The following is a 17,943-nucleotide window of genomic DNA, read 5'->3' as shown; positions in this document are numbered from 1 at the left end:
GACATAGCTTTCCAAGTGACGTATAGAGAAATGGGTACCGATAAGCTAGATGATATAATCAATGGATTTGTTAAACCATTTGATTTGGAGAAAGCTCCTCTTTTACGGGTTGAAATCATACATGTCACAGATAATGAGCACGTGATGGTCCTAGATATGCACCATATCATTTCAGATGGAGTTTCAATGCATATTTTAAATAGTGAGCTCTGTAAACTGTATGAAGGGAAAGAGTTATCTCCATTGGATATACAGTATAAAGATTATTCAGTATGGCAAAAAGACTTGTTTACTCAAGAGGAAATGAAGAAGCAAGAAAAATATTGGATGAATGTTTTTAAAGAAGAAGTACCAATTTTAAATATGCCAACAGATTATAAAAGGCCGCAGACACAAAGTGTTGAAGGGTCCCTAAGAAGTTTTGAAATAGATAGTGAGTTGACAAAGAAGCTTAATAGAATTGCAAAAGAAAATGGGGTTACCATGTATATGCTTCTGTTAGCTGGATATACAACTTTACTTTCAAGATATACGGGTCAAGATGATATTGTGGTAGGATCTCCAATTGCAGGAAGAAGCCATCATGATTTGAAAAATATTGTCGGAATGTTTGTGAATACCCTCGCGATGAGAAATTATCCAAAAGAAGATAAAACATTTCGTAATTATTTAAGAGAAGTAAAAGAAAATGCATTAATGGCTTATGAAAATCAAGATTATCCTTTGGATGAATTGGTTGAAAAGCTGGACTTACAAAGAGATATGAGTAGAAGTGCATTATTTGATACGATGTTTGTGCTACAAAACCTAGATACTTCTAGTGAAGAGATTAAAGGGTTAAGTTTTGAAACATATGATAGTGAACTTAATATAGCAAATTTTGATTTGACATTATCAGCAGTAGAAACTAATAACATCATAAAATTTGATTTAGAATATTGTACAAAATTGTTTAAGAAAGAGACAATAGCTAAAATATCAGAGCACTTTGTTAGTATTTTAAGAGAAATTGCTAGTAATCAGGAAGTTTGTTTAGGTCAAATAGATATGCTTTCTGGAGAAGAAAAGCACATCCTTTTGAATGAATTTAATGAAACTGATATGGATTATCCAAAGAATAAAACCATTTATCAATTATTTGAGGAGCAGGTAGAGAGAACTCCAAACAAGGTTGCTGTAGAATTCGAGGGGCAACAAGTTACTTATAAGGAGCTCAATGAAAAATCCAATCAAGTAGCCAGATTACTTCATGATAAGGGTGTTCACCCAGAAATGATTGTAGGAATTATGGTGGAACGTTCTTTAGATATGATTGTCGGTATCATGGGGATATTAAAATCAGGGGCAGCATATTTACCAATAGACCCTGAATATCCTGAAGAGCGAATTAAATATATGGTAGAAGATAGTAACACAAAGTTCGTATTAACGCAGACTCATTTATACGATAAACTTCATTTTACCAATAATGAATGTATAACTAAAATCTCAATTAATGATGAAACAATAAAAAAACAAGAGCAAATTAATATGGAAAGGCGTAATAATAGAAATGATTTAGCCTATGTCATTTATACGTCTGGTTCCACGGGTTTACCAAAAGGGGTGTTAGTGGAACATCATTCCTTAGTCAATTTATGTAATTGGTATGTAGATTTTCATAAAATAACAGAAAGAGATCGAATTACAAACTATTTGAAAGTCTCATTTGATGCATCTATTGGAGAAATTTTCCCTTGTTTAATCACCGGAGCTACTTTGCACGTTTTAGGCAAAGATATTAGGCTTAATCTAGATAAATTAAATGAATATATGAATAGTAAAGACATAACAGTTGCAACATTCCCATCTAAGGTAAGTGAACAATTTATATTACAAGATAATCATTCTTTAAGAATGTTAGTATCCGGTGGCGAAAAGTTAATTTTAAATAAGAATACCCGCTATCAGCTTGTAAATGCCTACGGTCCAACCGAAAATACAGTAGTAACTACAAGTTTCTTAATGAATAAAAATGATGATAATATTCCAATTGGAAAACCGGTGTATAATACTAAAGTTTATATAGTAAATAAGTATAATCAGCTTTGTCCAATTGGAGTAACAGGAGAGTTATGTGTAACTGGAGATGGATTGGCAAGAGGTTATTTAAATAATCCGGCCTTAACTGCCGAGAAATTTGTGGACAATCCTTTCGTCAGTGGGGAAAAAATGTATCGTACGGGTGATCTTGTAAGATGGATGCCTGATGGAAATGTTGAATTCATAGGAAGAATTGACCATCAAGTAAAAATACGTGGGTATAGAATAGAACTTGGTGAAATAGAGAGCCAGTTGTTAAAACATCAAGATATAAAAGAGGTCGTAGTAGTAGCAAAAGAGGACAAGGAAAATCATACGTATCTAAGTGCTTATATTGTGTCTGAAAAAGCAATATCTTCAGCTAAGATAAGAGAATTTTTAGAAAAGGAACTCCCTGATTACATGATTCCCTCTTATTTTGTTCAACTTGACCAGTTACCACTTACATCAAACGATAAAGTGGATCGAAAAGCACTTCCAGAACCAGATAGAAGTAGTCAATCAGGGGTAGAATATGAGGCACCAAGAAATGAAGTTGAAACACATCTTGTTGAGATTTGGAGGGATATCCTAGGCATAGAGGATATAGGGATAAATCATCATTTCTTTGTATCAGGTGGAGATTCTATTAAGGCTCTGCAAATTGTGTCCAGGTTGTCCAGAATAAATCTTAAGTTAGAAGTGAAAGATCTATTTGCAAACCCTAAAATTAAAGATCTTAGTAAGTATGTGAAAAAGCAAAACAAACGGTTAAAACCTTATGAAATAGTTACAGGAGAAGTAATATTATCTCCAATTCAAAAATGGTATTTTGAGAAAAATAAAGAAGAACTAGATCATTTTAATCAATCATTTATGCTGTTTAGGGAAGATGGATTTGATCAAAAGAGAATAGAGAAAGTCTTTAATAAGATATTAGAACAGCATGATGCCCTTAGAATGATTTATAGAGAAAATGATGGAGAGATCATTCAGTATAATAGAGGCTATAAGGATAACCTCTTTGATTTATACGTTCATGATGTTGAGGGAGTAGTGAATAAGGAAGAGAAAATATATGAATTAGCGACAAATATCCAAAAGAAATCTTCCATTAAAAATGGTAAACTCGTTAATCTTTGTTTATTTAAAACGGATCAAGGGGATCATCTGCTTATTACCATTCATCATCTTGTAGTAGATGGAGTATCATGGAGAATAATATTAGAAGATTTTGAAACTCTATATTCTCAGGATTTAAAAGGTGAGAAGTTAGACATTGGATTCAAAACTGAATCCTTTAAAGAGTTTTCCTCTAAGTTGAGGGAGTATGTTAGTAGCAATAAATTATTAAAGGAAAGAGAGTATTGGCAAGAGATAGCAAAAACTGAGGTTGCATTTATACCTAGAAAAAAAGAGCTTAAAAGTGATACATTCGAAAATAGTAAAACCGTTAGTATTTCTTTAGATAAGGAAAAGACTATCAGTTTATTAAGAAAATCCAATAGGGCATACAATACAGAAATAAATGATATATTGTTAACTTCTTTATTATTAGGTACTAGAGAGATAACAGGTGAAAATTGTATAAAAATAAATATGGAGGGACATGGAAGAGAAGATATCTTAGAAAATGTAGATATTAGTAGGACTGTAGGCTGGTTTACAACTATGTATCCAGTACTTATAGATTTAGGCGATGAGACCGATCTTGCTACTAATATAAAAATGGTAAAAGAAATTTTAAGGAAAATTCCTAACAAGGGAATTGGATTTGGTATACTAAAATATTTATCAAAAGAGAAGTACCTATTAAATGAACAAAAAGCACCAATTTCATTTAACTATTTAGGTGAAATGGATAATGATGTTAACAGAAATGCATTTTCTGAATCAAAATTTTCTTATGGGGAAACAATTGGAGGAAAGATTTCACGAAATAATTCGATAGAAATGAATTCAATAATTATTAATAATGAATTGGTTATAAATACTACCTTTAATGAGCTAGAGTTTGATGAACTAACAATCAGGAAATTAAATGATAAGTTTAAAGAAAGCCTTGAAACTATAATTGATCATTGTGTTAGTCAAATAGAGGTGGACAAAACGCCTTATGACTATGGAGATACTAAATTAACTCTAAGTGAACTTAAGGATATTAAAGAACAGTATAAAGATTTCGAAATCGAAAAGATTTACCCGTTAGCAAATATGCAAAAGGGAATGCTGTTCCATGCTTTGGAAAACAAAAATTCAAAAGCATATTTTGAACAAACTGTTATGGATATAACAGGATACGTTGATGTAGAGGTATTAAAAACAAGTTTTAATAAAATCATGCAAAGATACGAAATACTAAGAGCATCATTTGAATATGAAATAGTTGAGGAGCCTAGACAAATAATAATAGCGGATAGAGAAATAGGTTTTCAATATTGCGATATAAGTGAAAGAGGAACTATAGAAAAAGAGTTATTCATAAAAAAATATAGAGAAGAAGATACAGAAAAGGGATTTAACTTAAGTGAAGATACTTTAATGAGAGTATGTTTGATTAGAACAGATGAAAACTTATATAAATTGGTATGGAGTCATCACCATATTTTATTGGATGGTTGGTGTCTTGGAATCGTATTAGGTGAGTTATTCACTGTATATGGAAAATTAATAAATGGTGAAGAATATGAGTTAGAAGAAACGAAACCTTATAGCGATTATATAAAATGGCTAGAAGAGCAAGATAAAGAAGAAGGCAAAAGTTATTGGGAGCAATATTTAGATGGTTATGAAGAGAAAGCGCAAATACCAAAATTACAGATTGCTAAGAATAATAGTGAGTATTTAAGAAGAGAAAAAGTAATTGAATTTTCGAGCGAACTAACAAATAAGATTACACAGCTTGCTAATAGGAATAGCGTAACCTTTAATACAGTATTCCAGAGTATTTGGGGTATTATTTTGGCGAAGTATAACAATACAGACGAAGTAGTATTTGGAACTATTGTATCTGGAAGGGAAGCACCAGTAGACGGAATTGAAAAGATGATTGGTTTATTTATTAATGCCATTCCAACTAGAATAAACCTTGGAAAGAATAAGAAGTTTAAAGAAGTTTTAACGGTTGTACAGAGTGAAGCTATAGCTAGCAATAATTATAACTATATGAATTTAGCTGAAGTTCAAGCAATGAGTAAATTAAAGAATGATCTTATTGATCATATAATTGTGTTTGAGAACTATGCTGTTGATAAACGTATTGCCGGAAATGAAAAAATGGATATAGGTTTTAAGGTAGAAGATTTACATGCAGAAGAGCAGAGCAATTATAGTTTTAGTATTGCTGCAACTCCAGGTGAGAAGTTAAATTTAGTTTTAACTTATGATGGAAATATTTATGATGACAAAATAATAGATAATATCGAAATGCACATTAAAAAAGTAACTGAACAAGTGATTGCAGATGAGAATAAGAAAATAAATGAAATAGACATAATTGCAGAAGAAGAAAGAACAACTTTATTGTATGAATTTAATGATACAAAAGTAGATTACCCAAAAGAGAAGACGATACATCAATTGTTCCAAGAACAGGTAGAAAGGACACCTGAAAATATTGCAGTTGTGTTTGAAAATAAACAATTGACTTATTGGGAACTTAACGAAAAGTCTAATCAAGTCGCTGCTCTGCTAAGAGAAAAAGGTGTGAAACCTGATACTGTGGTTGGTATTATGGTTGAACGTTCGATTGAAATGATAGTTGGTATGATGGCAATATTAAAAGCCGGGGGAGCATACCTTCCAATTGATCCTGAGTATCCAGAGGATAGAATAAGATATATGTTGGAAGACAGTGGTATAGAAATATTGTTAAAACAAGAAAATAAACAAGTAGATTATGATTTAACTTGTATTGATATAAATGTACAAAAGATTAAGGATAGATTTAAAGAAAACTTACCTAGTCTAAATAAATCCTCTGACATGGCTTATATAATATACACTTCAGGTTCAACTGGAAAACCAAAGGGTGTAATGGTGAATCATAAATCTATTCTCAATACGTTATGTTGGAGAATAGAATCATATCAATATAGTGAAAGTGATATTACGTTACAGATGCCTTCTTTCTCTTTTGACAGCTCTGTTGAAGATATTTTTACTACTTTGCTTTCTGGAGGTAAATTAATTTTAATAGAAGATATAAGAATGAATTTCAGTAAATTTATAAATATTATTCAAAGTAATAAAGTAACTAATTTGTTAGCTGTTCCAAGCTATTATAATAATCTATTAAACACTATTGATAAGCCTTTAGTAGATTTGAGATTTGTGACAATTGCAGGTGAAGGTTTTAATGAAAATCTAATTAAAAAACATTTTCAGAAAATGCCTCACGTAAAATTGTTTAATGAATATGGACCAACAGAAAATAGTGTTTGTTCTACAATATGTGAATTAAAACAGGAAGATCAGAAGGTACTTATTGGTAAACCAATAAGTAATAACAGGGTTTATATCCTTGATATGGAAAATAATTTAGTGCCATTAGGAGTTGCAGGTGAACTTTGTGTAAGTGGGGAAGGTTTGGCACGTGGTTATTTAAACAGACCAGAGCTCACGGCGGAAAAGTTTGTTCCAAACCCATTCATTCCAGGGGAAAGGATGTACCGGACAGGAGACCTTGCAAGGTTATTGCCTAATGGGAATATCGAATTTTTAGGTAGAATTGACCATCAAGTGAAAATTCGCGGTTTCAGGATTGAACTTGGTGAGATAGAGAATCAACTCTTGAAACAGAAAGAGATTAAAGAAGCCGTTGTCGTTGCAAGAGAGGATAATAATGGTCAACCATATTTATGTGCTTATTTTACGTCTGAAACACGTAAAAAAGAATCCATGTTACAAGAAATTCGGAAAGTTTTGGCGCAAGAGCTTCCAGAGTATATGATTCCTACGTTTTTCGTTCAGCTGGATAAACTACCACTTACAGCAAATGGAAAAGTGGACCGAAAGGCCTTACCAGAACCTGATGAAAGTGCAGTTGTGGGAGTAGAGTATGAGGCACCAAGGAATGAAGTCGAAGAAAGACTTGTATCCATTTGGCAGGAAATTTTAGGAGTGGAAAAAATCGGAATCAACCAGCACTTTTTTGAAATAGGAGGTCATTCTCTTAAAGCAACTACGATGGTTTCTAAAATCCATAAGGAACTTATGGTGGAGATACCTTTACGACAAATCTTCCAAACACCTACTATAAAAGGGATTGGAGAATTTATTGACTCTACAAAAGAAAGTGTATATGCATCCATCAAAAAAGTAGAAGAACAAGATTATTATCCACTTTCATCTGCACAAAGAAGACTCTATATTTTAAACAAAATAGAGGGTAGCGGAGTATCTTACAATATACCGTTCGCCATGAAAATAAAAGGTGATTTGGATATACGTCAATTTGAGAAAGCGTTTCATAGAGTAATTGAAAGACATGAGGCTTTAAGAACTTCTTTTGTAATGGTAGATGGTGAACCAGCTCAAAAGATTGAAAAAGAGATAGATTTCCAAGTGACGTATAGAGAAATGGGTACAAATAAGCTAGATGATATGATCAATGAGTTTGTTAAACCATTTGATTTGGAGAAGGCTCCTCTTTTACGAGTTGAAATCATCCATATTACAAATGATGAGCACGTGATGGTATTAGATATGCACCATATCATATCAGATGGTGTATCAATGGGGATCTTTACACAGGAATTAGCTGAGTTATACAACGGGAAAGAATTATCTCCATTAAGCATTCAATATAAAGATTATTCTGTATGGCAAAGAGAATTGTTTACTCAAGAAGAAATGAAAAAACAAGAAGAGTATTGGATGCATGTATTTAAAGAAGAAGTACCAGTACTAAATATGCCGACAGATTATAAAAGACCGCCAATTCAAAGTACAGAAGGTGACCTTGTACATTTTGAAATCGATAGTGACATATATGTTAATCTTAAGAAGATGGCGAAGGAACATGGTGTGACGCTGTACATGCTTCTGTTAGCGGGATACACAACACTGCTTTCAAAATATACGGGGCAAGAGGAAATCGTAGTGGGATCTCCAATCGCAGGAAGACCTCATGAAGATTTGAAACAGATTATGGGTATTTTTGTTAATACTCTTGCGATGAGAAATTATCCAAAACGAGACGTTTCATTCCAAGATTATTTAAAAGAAGTTAAAGAGAATGCTTTAAAAGCCTATGAAAATCAGGATTATCCATTTGATGAATTAGTTGAAAAATTAGATTTAAAGAGAGATATGAGCAGAAGTGCTTTGTTTGATACAATGTTCGTCTTACAAAACTTTGACTATGATGATTTTGAAATACAAGGTTTAACTTTCTCACCATATCAAATGAAGGCGCATGTTTCTAAATTTGATTTAACACTTACCGCTGTTGAAGAAGAGCGTAGTATCAAATGTGTATTAAATTACAGAACTAAATTATTTAAGAAGGAAACTGTAGAAAGATTAGCTAAACATTTAATCCAGGTTTTTAAAGAAATTATTGAGAAGCCAGAACAAAGCATTCAGGATATTATGTTGCTTTCAGAAGAAGAAGTGCAGATGCTATTGCGGGATGATAAAGATACAAAAGCTGATTATCCGAAAGATAAAACAATTTCACAATTATTTGAGGAACAGGTGAAACGAACACCTCACCATGTAGCCGTGGTATTTAAAAATCAGAAACTTACGTATCTGGAACTGAATGAAAGAGCGAATCAAATGGCAAGGTTGCTTCAAGAAAAAGGAGCAAAGCCAGGTATAACAGTAGGTATGTTAGTGGAAGAATCCCTTGAAATGATTATTGGAATTATGGCCGTATTAAAAGCAGGAGCGACTTACTTGCCAATAGATCCTGAACAACTGGATAAAAGAACGAATGTCATTTTAAAGGACAGTAATGCTAGCCTATTGATAGTAAAAGGAGAAATGAAAGAAACTCTCCAATTTAATGGAGAAGTAATCTCCATGGAAGATGATTCTATAAAAGAGAGGGATACATCAAATTTATTAGTCAATTATAAATGGAATCATAATGCGTATATCATCTATACATCAGGTTCGACTGGTACACCTAAAGGTGTATGTGTTCAGCACAACAACGTTGTAAACTACATGACTTGGTTTACAAAGGAAGCGAATCTAAAAGAAACAGATAAGGCAATGTTAGTATCTTCCTATGCATTTGACTTGGGTTATACAAGTCTATATTCATCACTTTTAAATGGATGTGAACTGCATCTCGTTACAAAAGAAGTATATACTAATGCTCAGAAAGCATTACAGTATATAGAAGAACAAGATATTTCTTATTTGAAACTGACACCGTCTCTCTTTAACGTCTTGGTGAATGATCCGAGTTTCTCAAATAATCAGAGCTGTAATACATTGAGATTAGTCGTGTTAGGTGGAGAGAAAATCAATCCAATAGATGTTGAAACATTCTATACACGTTACCCAAATCATGTGGTAATGAATCACTATGGACCTACAGAGGCGACAATTGGTTCGGTATATCATGTTATTGAATATGATACAATGGCAGCTTTCAAAGAATGTCCTGTGATTGGAAGACCAATTCAGAATATGAAGGCTTACGTAGTGGATCAACAAATGAAACTTGTCCCAGAAGGTGTTTATGGTGAATTATGCTTATCAGGAGATGGCGTAGCAAGTGGATATTTAAACAGAGCAGATTTGACAGAAGAAAAATTTGTTCAAAATCCGTTTGAACCAAATAAAAAAATGTATCGGACAGGGGATCTTGTTCGACGACTATCAGATGGTAGAATTGAGCTTGCAGGTAGGATAGACGGCCAGGTGAAAATAAGAGGTTATCGAATTGAAACAGAAGAGATTAAGCGTCATTTAGTTAAACATAAACAAATTAAAGAAGCATTCGTGATTGACCGAGAAGGTCAGGACGGCAGAAGATATCTCTGTGCATATATTACGTCCCAGAGGGACCTATCATTTGAAGAATTAAGAGCGTACTTAAAAGTAGAAATACCTGAATACATGATTCCATCTTATTTTGTTCAGCTGGAGCGTATTCCACTTACGGCAAATGGAAAAGTAGACGAAAAAGCCTTGCCAGAGCCAGATGTGAGTAAGGGAGTAGATTATGAAAAACCAAGAAATCAGGTAGAAGAAAAACTTGTAAAGGTATGGGAAGATATATTAGGAGTCAAGCCAATTGGGATTAGCCATAACTTTTTTGCTTCGGGTGGAGATTCTATTAAAGCTTTACAAATTATCTCACGTTTATCACGAGAAGGTCTCACGTTAGAGATGAAAGATTTATTTACCTATCCGGAAATCAAGCTTTTAAGCAACTACGTCAATATTGAGACAATACAAGAAGGCTCTTATGAAATTGAAACAGGAGATGTGTTACTCACTCCAATTCAAAAAGCGTATTTTATGAATGGAAAAGAAGATGTAAATCATTATAATCATGCAGTTATGTTGTATAGGAAAGATGGATTCCGTGAGGAAATCATACAAGAAGTTATGGAAGCAATTTTTGTACATCATGACGCTTTACGAATGATTTATAAAGAAGAGAATAATGAAGTACTTCAATTCAATCGAGAAGTGGAAAAGAATCAATTTGGTTTTTATGTTTATGACGTTTCGAGAGAAGATAATCCAGATGAGAAGATTCAGGAACTTGCGACAATATTACAGAAGAAAATTGATATACAAGAAGGACCTCTTGTAAATGTAGCACAGTTTAAGACGAATGTTGGAGACCATCTGTTACTTATTATTCATCACCTTGTGGTGGATGGAATCTCTTGGAGAATCCTATTTGAAGATTTTGCACTTGGATACAGCCAGCTAATGAAAGGAGAACAAATAGCGTTTTATCCCAAAACGACTTCTTATAAAGAGTATGCCACTCAGCTCAACGAGTATGCTAAGAGTGCAAAAATCCTTAGAGAAAAGCAATATTGGGTGAACACATTAAAGGATAATGTTAACTTTTTAGAGAAAAAAGAGGAAGTTGGACTATTCCGATATGAGGATAGTGATACTTTCAGTACCGCTCTCGGAATAGAGGAAACAAGCCGATTGTTAAGAGAAACAAATCAAGCATATCATACTGAAATCAACGATTTACTGATTAGTGCTCTTTTAATAGCTACAAGGAGAGTAACTGGTGAAAATAAAATTAGGATTAGTCTAGAGGGCCATGGTAGAGAACAGATTATAAAAAATATAGATATTAGCCGAACAGTTGGATGGTTTACAACCAAATATCCTGTATACATCAATTTAGAAGATGAAAAGGACCTTTCAATGACTATTAAAACAGTGAAAGAGTCTCTTAGAAGAATTCCGAATAAGGGAATAGGCTATGGGGTTTTAAAACATTTGAGTGGAGATCCAGATTTATGGAATATTGAACAGCCACCTATTTTGTTTAATTACTTAGGTCAAATGGATGCAGATCTCAATAATACAATCTTTTCTTCTTCTTGGATATCGGCAGGAGAGTCGATTGGAGGTAAACATACAAGAGAAACACCTATAGAAATGAATGCTATTGTCTTAGATGGAAAGCTCACTATTGATACGACTTATAATACAAAAGTATATGCAGAGGATGTCGTAGTGGAGTTTACAGAAGCTTTCAAGGATGCTCTTCGTGATGTAATCCATCATTGCATTTCTAAGGAACAGGCTGAAAAAACACCAATTGACTACGGAGACAAAGAATTAAGCTTCGAACAACTAGAGGAAATCAAGGCGAAAAATAGGTGGGGAGAAATAGAAAAGATTTATCCATTAGCTAATATGCAGCAGGGTATGCTATTCCATGCATTAGAAGATCCAAAATCAGGTGCATACTTTGAACAACTTGTCATTGATGTCAAAGGGTTTATTGATGTCAACTTATTCGAGGAAAGCTTGAACGATATTATGAAAAGACATGAACTCCTTCGGACAGCAATTGAATATGAAATTACAGAAAAACCAAAAAATGTAATTATAAAAGGTCGAAAGATTGGCTTTAGATACCGAGATATTAGACAGCAAGGAATAAATCAGCAAAAAGAAAGTATAACAACCTACATTGAACAAGATCGAGAAAAAGGTTTTGATTTTAGTAAAGATGTCTTAATTAGACTGGAACTTATTCAAACTGATGATAAGGCTTATACAATTATATGGAGTAATCATCACATCTTGTTCGATGGATGGGGCAGAGGTATTATTTTGGGAGAATTGTTCCATATCTATGGAAACAAACAAGTAGGACAGTATCCTAATTTAGATGAGCCAAGACCATATAGTGATTATATTAGATGGTTAGGAGAACAGGAAAAAGAAGAGGGAATTCAATATTGGAAACAATATTTAGCAGGATATCAAAAACCTGCGAAAGTTCCATCGTTCAAAATTGATAGTACAAGAGAGTACCATGGACAAGAGACGCTCATTGAATTTTCAAGGGAACTTACGAAAGAAATGACTGAATTGGCTAATCAAAATAATGTTACGCTAAACACTGTGCTACAAACTTTATGGGGGATTATTTTAGCCAAGTATAATCATACAGACGATGTTGTATTTGGTTCTGTCGTTTCTGGTAGAGATGCCAAAGTAGCTGGAATTGAAAAAATGGTTGGATTATTCATTAATGCAATTCCAACGAGAATTAATATAAAAGAACAGAAGAGCTTTAAAAATATTTTAAAAGAGGTACAGCAACAAGCGATAGAAAGCCAAGCATACAACTATATGAATCTTTCAGATATACAGTCTCTTAGTGATTTGAAAAGGGATTTAATTGATCATGTAATGATTTTTGAGAATTATGCACTTGATGAACGTTTACTTCAGGAAGAAGAAAGTAAGAGTAGTTTCGTGTTTAAGGATATTAAAGGGATTGAACAAACCAACTATGGATTTACAATAGTTGTCGTTCCAGGTGAACAGCTTGTTCTCAAAATATCATATGATGGAAATCTCTATTCAGAAAAACTCATCCAGAACATAGCAAATCATCTGAAAAATGTTATGGACCAAGTTGTGCAGGATGAACATAAAAATGTGAATCAATTAGAAATCCTTTCAAAAGAAGAAAAACATTATTTCTTGAATGAGTTTAATGAAACAAAGGCAGAGTATCCAAAAGAAAAAACAATTCATCGTTTATTTGAAGAACAGGTAGAACGGACTCCAAATAAGGTAGCTGTGGTATTTGATAAGCAGCAACTTACTTATAAAGAACTTAATGAAAAATCTAACCAAATAGCTAGGATACTCCAGAATAAAGGAGTTCAACCAGACACAGTTGTAGGTATCATGCTTGAACGTTCTCTAGAGATGATTATAGGAATTATGGGGATTTTAAAATCTGGAGCAGCATATTTACCAATAGATCCTGAATATCCTGAAGAGCGAATTAAGTATATAGTAGAGGATAGTGGAACAAATATAATACTTACAAAAGGTAAAGATGCAGTGAGATTAAACAAAGAAATAATATTTTTAGATGAAGAGTATAATCATTATTCTACTGAAAATATAAAAGTAACAAGTAATACTAACAACCTAGCTTATATGATTTATACTTCGGGTTCTACAGGTATGCCAAAGGGAACTATGCTTAAGCAACGAGGCCTAGTCAATTATATAACATGGGCAAATAAGGAATATGTCAAAGGAGAGGCGTTAGATTTTGCCTTGTATTCATCTTTCTCATTTGACCTTACAATTACATCAATATTCACACCATTAATTTCTGGAAATAAAATAGTTATTTACAATAATGATGGGGATGAACCAGTTATAAGACAAATCTTTAAGGATAATAGAGTAGGTATAGTAAAATTGACACCATCTCATTTAAGGTTGATAAGAGATATTGATAACAGCAATTCAAGTATAAAACGATTAATAGTGGGTGGAGAAGATTTAAAGACTGAGTTAGCAAGAGAGATTTCAAAAAGTTTCAATCATAATGTTGAAATCTATAATGAGTATGGTCCAACAGAAACAACAATTGGCTGTATGATTTATAAATATAGCCTTAATGACGATAAACACATATCGGTACCTATTGGAAAGCCAATTGATAATGTTCAAATTTATATATTGGATGATAATCAAAAGATATTACCAGTAGGAGTAGAAGGAGAACTTTATATAAGTGGAGATGGTGTTGCTACAGGTTATTTAAATAGACCTGAATTGACAGCAGAAAAATTTATATCAAATCCATATGTACCTGAAGCAAAGATGTATCGAACAGGGGATCTTGCAAGATGGTTGCCTAGTGGAAATATCGAATTTATAGGGAGAACTGACCATCAAGTAAAAATTCGTGGTTATAGAATTGAATTAGGAGAAATAGAGAATCAAATTCTAAAATTAGATAATATAAAAGAAACAAAAGTTGTTGCAAGAATAGACGGTGAGAATAGTCAGTATCTTTGTGCATATGTTGTTTTAGAGAATAAAGAAAAAGCAATTACTGTTACAGAGATGAGAAGATATTTATCAAAAGAACTGCCAAATTATATGATACCGGCGTATTTTACACAGCTTAAGGAATTACCGTTGACAACAAATGGTAAAATAGATATACATTCATTACCAGCACCAGATGGAAATGTCAAATATGGATTAGAATACGAACCGCCAAGAAATGATTTAGAAGAAAAAATTGTTAGTATATGGGAAGAAATTTTAAATATCAAAAAAATAGGTATGAATACTAATATATTTGATATCGGAGCGAACTCTTTAAACGTTATGACGTTTGTTTCAAGGATAGTTGCAGAGTTAAACTTTAGAGTACCGTTTAAAGATGTATTTGATAAGCCTACAGTCCGAAGTTTTTCAGCGTTCTTAGAAGGTGCAAAAGAAATGTTAAAGGATTATACAGAGGATTGTATTCAACTTAGTTGCTCAACAAGCACCAATAAAAAACTATTTTGTTTCCCACCTGCTGCTTCAATAGGAATAGCATATATGGGGCTAGCAAAGCATATTGAGTCATATTCGGTTTACAGTTTTAATTTTATTAAATCTGAAAATAGAATTGCACAATATGTTAAAATAATAAAAGATATTCAATCAGAAGGACCGTACACATTAGTGGGATATTCAGCTGGTGGAATACTTGCATTCGATGTGGCAAAAGAATTGAATAGACAAGGGTTTGAAGTAGAAAATCTTATTCTTATTGATTCAAAATACCGTACGATTGTAGAACAGAATCTTTATACAGAGGAAGAGTGTAAGAGAGAACTTCATGAAAAATTCAATTTGAAAAAATATAAAGATTTAGAAAAATTAGCTAGTGATTATTTGATAGAATTAATTATGAAGTCTTATATGTATGTACAGAGTACAACAACAAATGGTAGTATTAATGGAAATATAAGTTATATAAAATCAGTAAAAGAAAAAGAAGATGAAAATAATTTAATGTGGGAAAATGCTACAACTAAGAATTTCAGGATAATTCAAGGGTACGGAACCCATATGGAAATGTTATCAAATTCAAACCTAGATATTCTTAAAAAGAATGCTAATATAATAAATGACATATTGGCGTTTGAAACAGTTTAATTTTTGAGAATTGGCATTTCTTTAAAGAAATGCCAATTTTCTTATTTTGATGACCTGTAAATTTAAGAGAATAAGCACAATAATTTTGGAAATGTATAATAGAAATTATGAAAGCAGGTGTTATTTTGCGAGAAATTAGAATTCTTATAGCGGATGATGAAAAAGAAATTAGAGATTTATTAAAAAAATATATGGAACGAGAATTATATAAAGTTGATGTTGCTATAGATGGCGAGCACGCTCTTTCGTTATTTAATAAAAACAAATATGATCTGTTTATATTAGATCTTATGATGCCAAAAATTGATGGGATTGAGGTCTGCAGAAAATTAAGAGAAAAAACGAATGTTCCTATTCTAATGCTCACTGCTAAAAATCATGAAACTGATAAGATATTAGGTTTAAGTATGGGCGCAGATGATTATATTACAAAACCTTTTAGTATAAATGAGGTAGTAGCTAGAGTTAAAGCTCTTATGAGGAGGTTTTTAGTTTTAGGAAGTGAAGCAGGGGGTAGAGAACAAACACGTATAGAGTTTAAAGAAATCTCAATTGATATGAAAAAATATACTGTTTTCAAAGAGGGGGAAGAGATTCCTTTAACTGCAAAAGAGATGGAACTACTAAGGTTTTTCGCTTCAAATCCGGAGCAAGTGTTTACTAAATCTCAGTTGTTCCGTAATGTTTGGGGGGACAACTATTTAGAGGATGATAATACTGTCATGGTCCATATTCGAAAACTTAGAAAAAAAATAGAAGTGGATCCCTCTAATCCTCAATTAATACAAACAGTTTGGGGAATAGGATATAAGTTTGTAGGTGACCAAAATGTATAGCGATAAAATTATCTTACTTAATATTCTTCAACTATTATGTATTATAGGACTTTTTTTTACAGATTTAAATAACCAGCTATTAGGAATAAATAAACTTGTTTTGTACATAGTACTATTTTTCTTTACGACTTTTCTCTTACTTATAAGGTTTCACTTCGTTAATCGTTTGAAAATAATGATTAAGGAATTACAACGTGTAATTAAAGGGAATTTAACAACAAGGATAATTGTAAATGAAGGTAATGTATTTAATAAAATGATATTTTCTGTGAATGAATTAATTGAACAGTTAGAGAGAGTTCAAATCGAATCCATTAAATCTCAAAATGCGAGAAAAAGACTCTTATCCAGTATTTCTCATGATATCAGAACTCCTCTTACATCTATTATAGGATATATTGATGCTTTAAAAGATGATATAGCTGTTTCTCGAGAAGAAAAAAAAGAGTATCTTGAAATTATTTCAAAAAAATCCAGCAACTTAAAGCAATTAATCAATGAAATATTTAATATGGCAAAGCTAGATGCAGATGAAGTTTTAATAAATCCTGAATTTCTAGAGTTAACTGAGATTATAAGAGAAGTATTAATTGAGTATTTGCCTGAAATCAAGAAGAATAATTTGGAGTTAAAGCTTAGTTTACCAAAAACAAAATGTTTTATCACGGCTGATTATCTAAGTATTATAAGAATTATAGATAACCTAATAAAAAATGCTATTATATATGGGAGAGAAGGAAAAGTACTTGGGATAGAACTCATGGAATCAAATCAAGAATTCCAATTGCTTGTTTGGGATAAAGGACAGGGAATCGCGGAACATGAGTTGGATCATGTATTTGAACGAATGTATCGTGGTGACCAATCAAGAAATTCTATTAATGGAGGTAGCGGATTAGGGCTTGCTATTGCTAAATCCTTAGTAGAAAAAAACCAGGGCAGGATATGGGTTGAAAGTAGTCCATGGAATAAAACAGTTTTTGGTATCTCTTTTCCAAAAACAGAAAAGGTTTAATAAATATAGATAATATATGGTTTATATTAAAATTTGTCCCAAACAATGTAGTAAAATAGTTATACAATACAGGTTTACGTATTAGTGACCTCTTAAAACTAAAGGTTGCAGGTTTGAAAGGGAGTTATATTTTAACGCTTGAAATGAAGAGCGGTAAGCAGTAATGTATCTAGATTACTGCGGCATTAAGAAGAGATTTAAATAGGTACATTGGAGATATGGAAGATCATGAGTATCTAATTAAGAGTAGGCAGGGAAAGAATAGAAAGAAGTGCAGCATATAAGTTACTTAGTAACACTGCGACAGAGTTTGAATTAGATGAAATAGGAACACATATATCTGTCTCTTATACACATCTGACGCTGCCGACGAAGCTA

At 32.5% G+C, this 17,943-nt stretch carries 3 protein-coding genes and 1 pseudogene; all 4 read left to right on the top strand.

From position 1 onward, the window contains the following. Positions 1-15,714: non-ribosomal peptide synthetase (locus JDS92_RS26235; RefSeq protein WP_199632760.1), on the top strand; the 15,714-nt coding region annotated here is incomplete at its 5' end. Positions 15,715-15,839: 125 nt separating this feature from the next. After that, positions 15,840-16,550 carry a response regulator transcription factor gene (locus tag JDS92_RS26230; RefSeq protein ID WP_097959390.1) on the top strand — a complete coding sequence of 237 codons (711 nt, stop codon included), beginning with the start codon at positions 15,840-15,842 and terminating at the stop codon, positions 16,548-16,550. Next, positions 16,543-17,565 carry a sensor histidine kinase gene (locus JDS92_RS26225; RefSeq protein WP_176549972.1) on the top strand — a complete coding sequence of 341 codons (1,023 nt, stop codon included), beginning with the start codon at positions 16,543-16,545 and terminating at the stop codon, positions 17,563-17,565. Before JDS92_RS26230 ends, JDS92_RS26225 begins: the two co-directional genes overlap by 8 nt. A gap of 65 nt (positions 17,566-17,630) precedes the next feature. Continuing rightward, positions 17,631-17,943, top strand: a pseudogene (locus JDS92_RS31100) (tyrosine-type recombinase/integrase); the annotation flags it as partial.

This window comes from Bacillus cereus group sp. N12 (genome assembly GCF_016483575.1).
Classification (GTDB): domain Bacteria; phylum Bacillota; class Bacilli; order Bacillales; family Bacillaceae_G; genus Bacillus_A; species Bacillus_A toyonensis.
This window is presented reverse-complemented; position numbering and strand designations above follow the sequence as displayed.

Excerpts from the sequence above, each read along its gene's own strand:
- JDS92_RS26225 (WP_176549972.1), top strand. The coding sequence starts at position 16,543 with ATGTATAGCGATAAAATTATCTTACTTAATATTCTTCAACTATTATGT.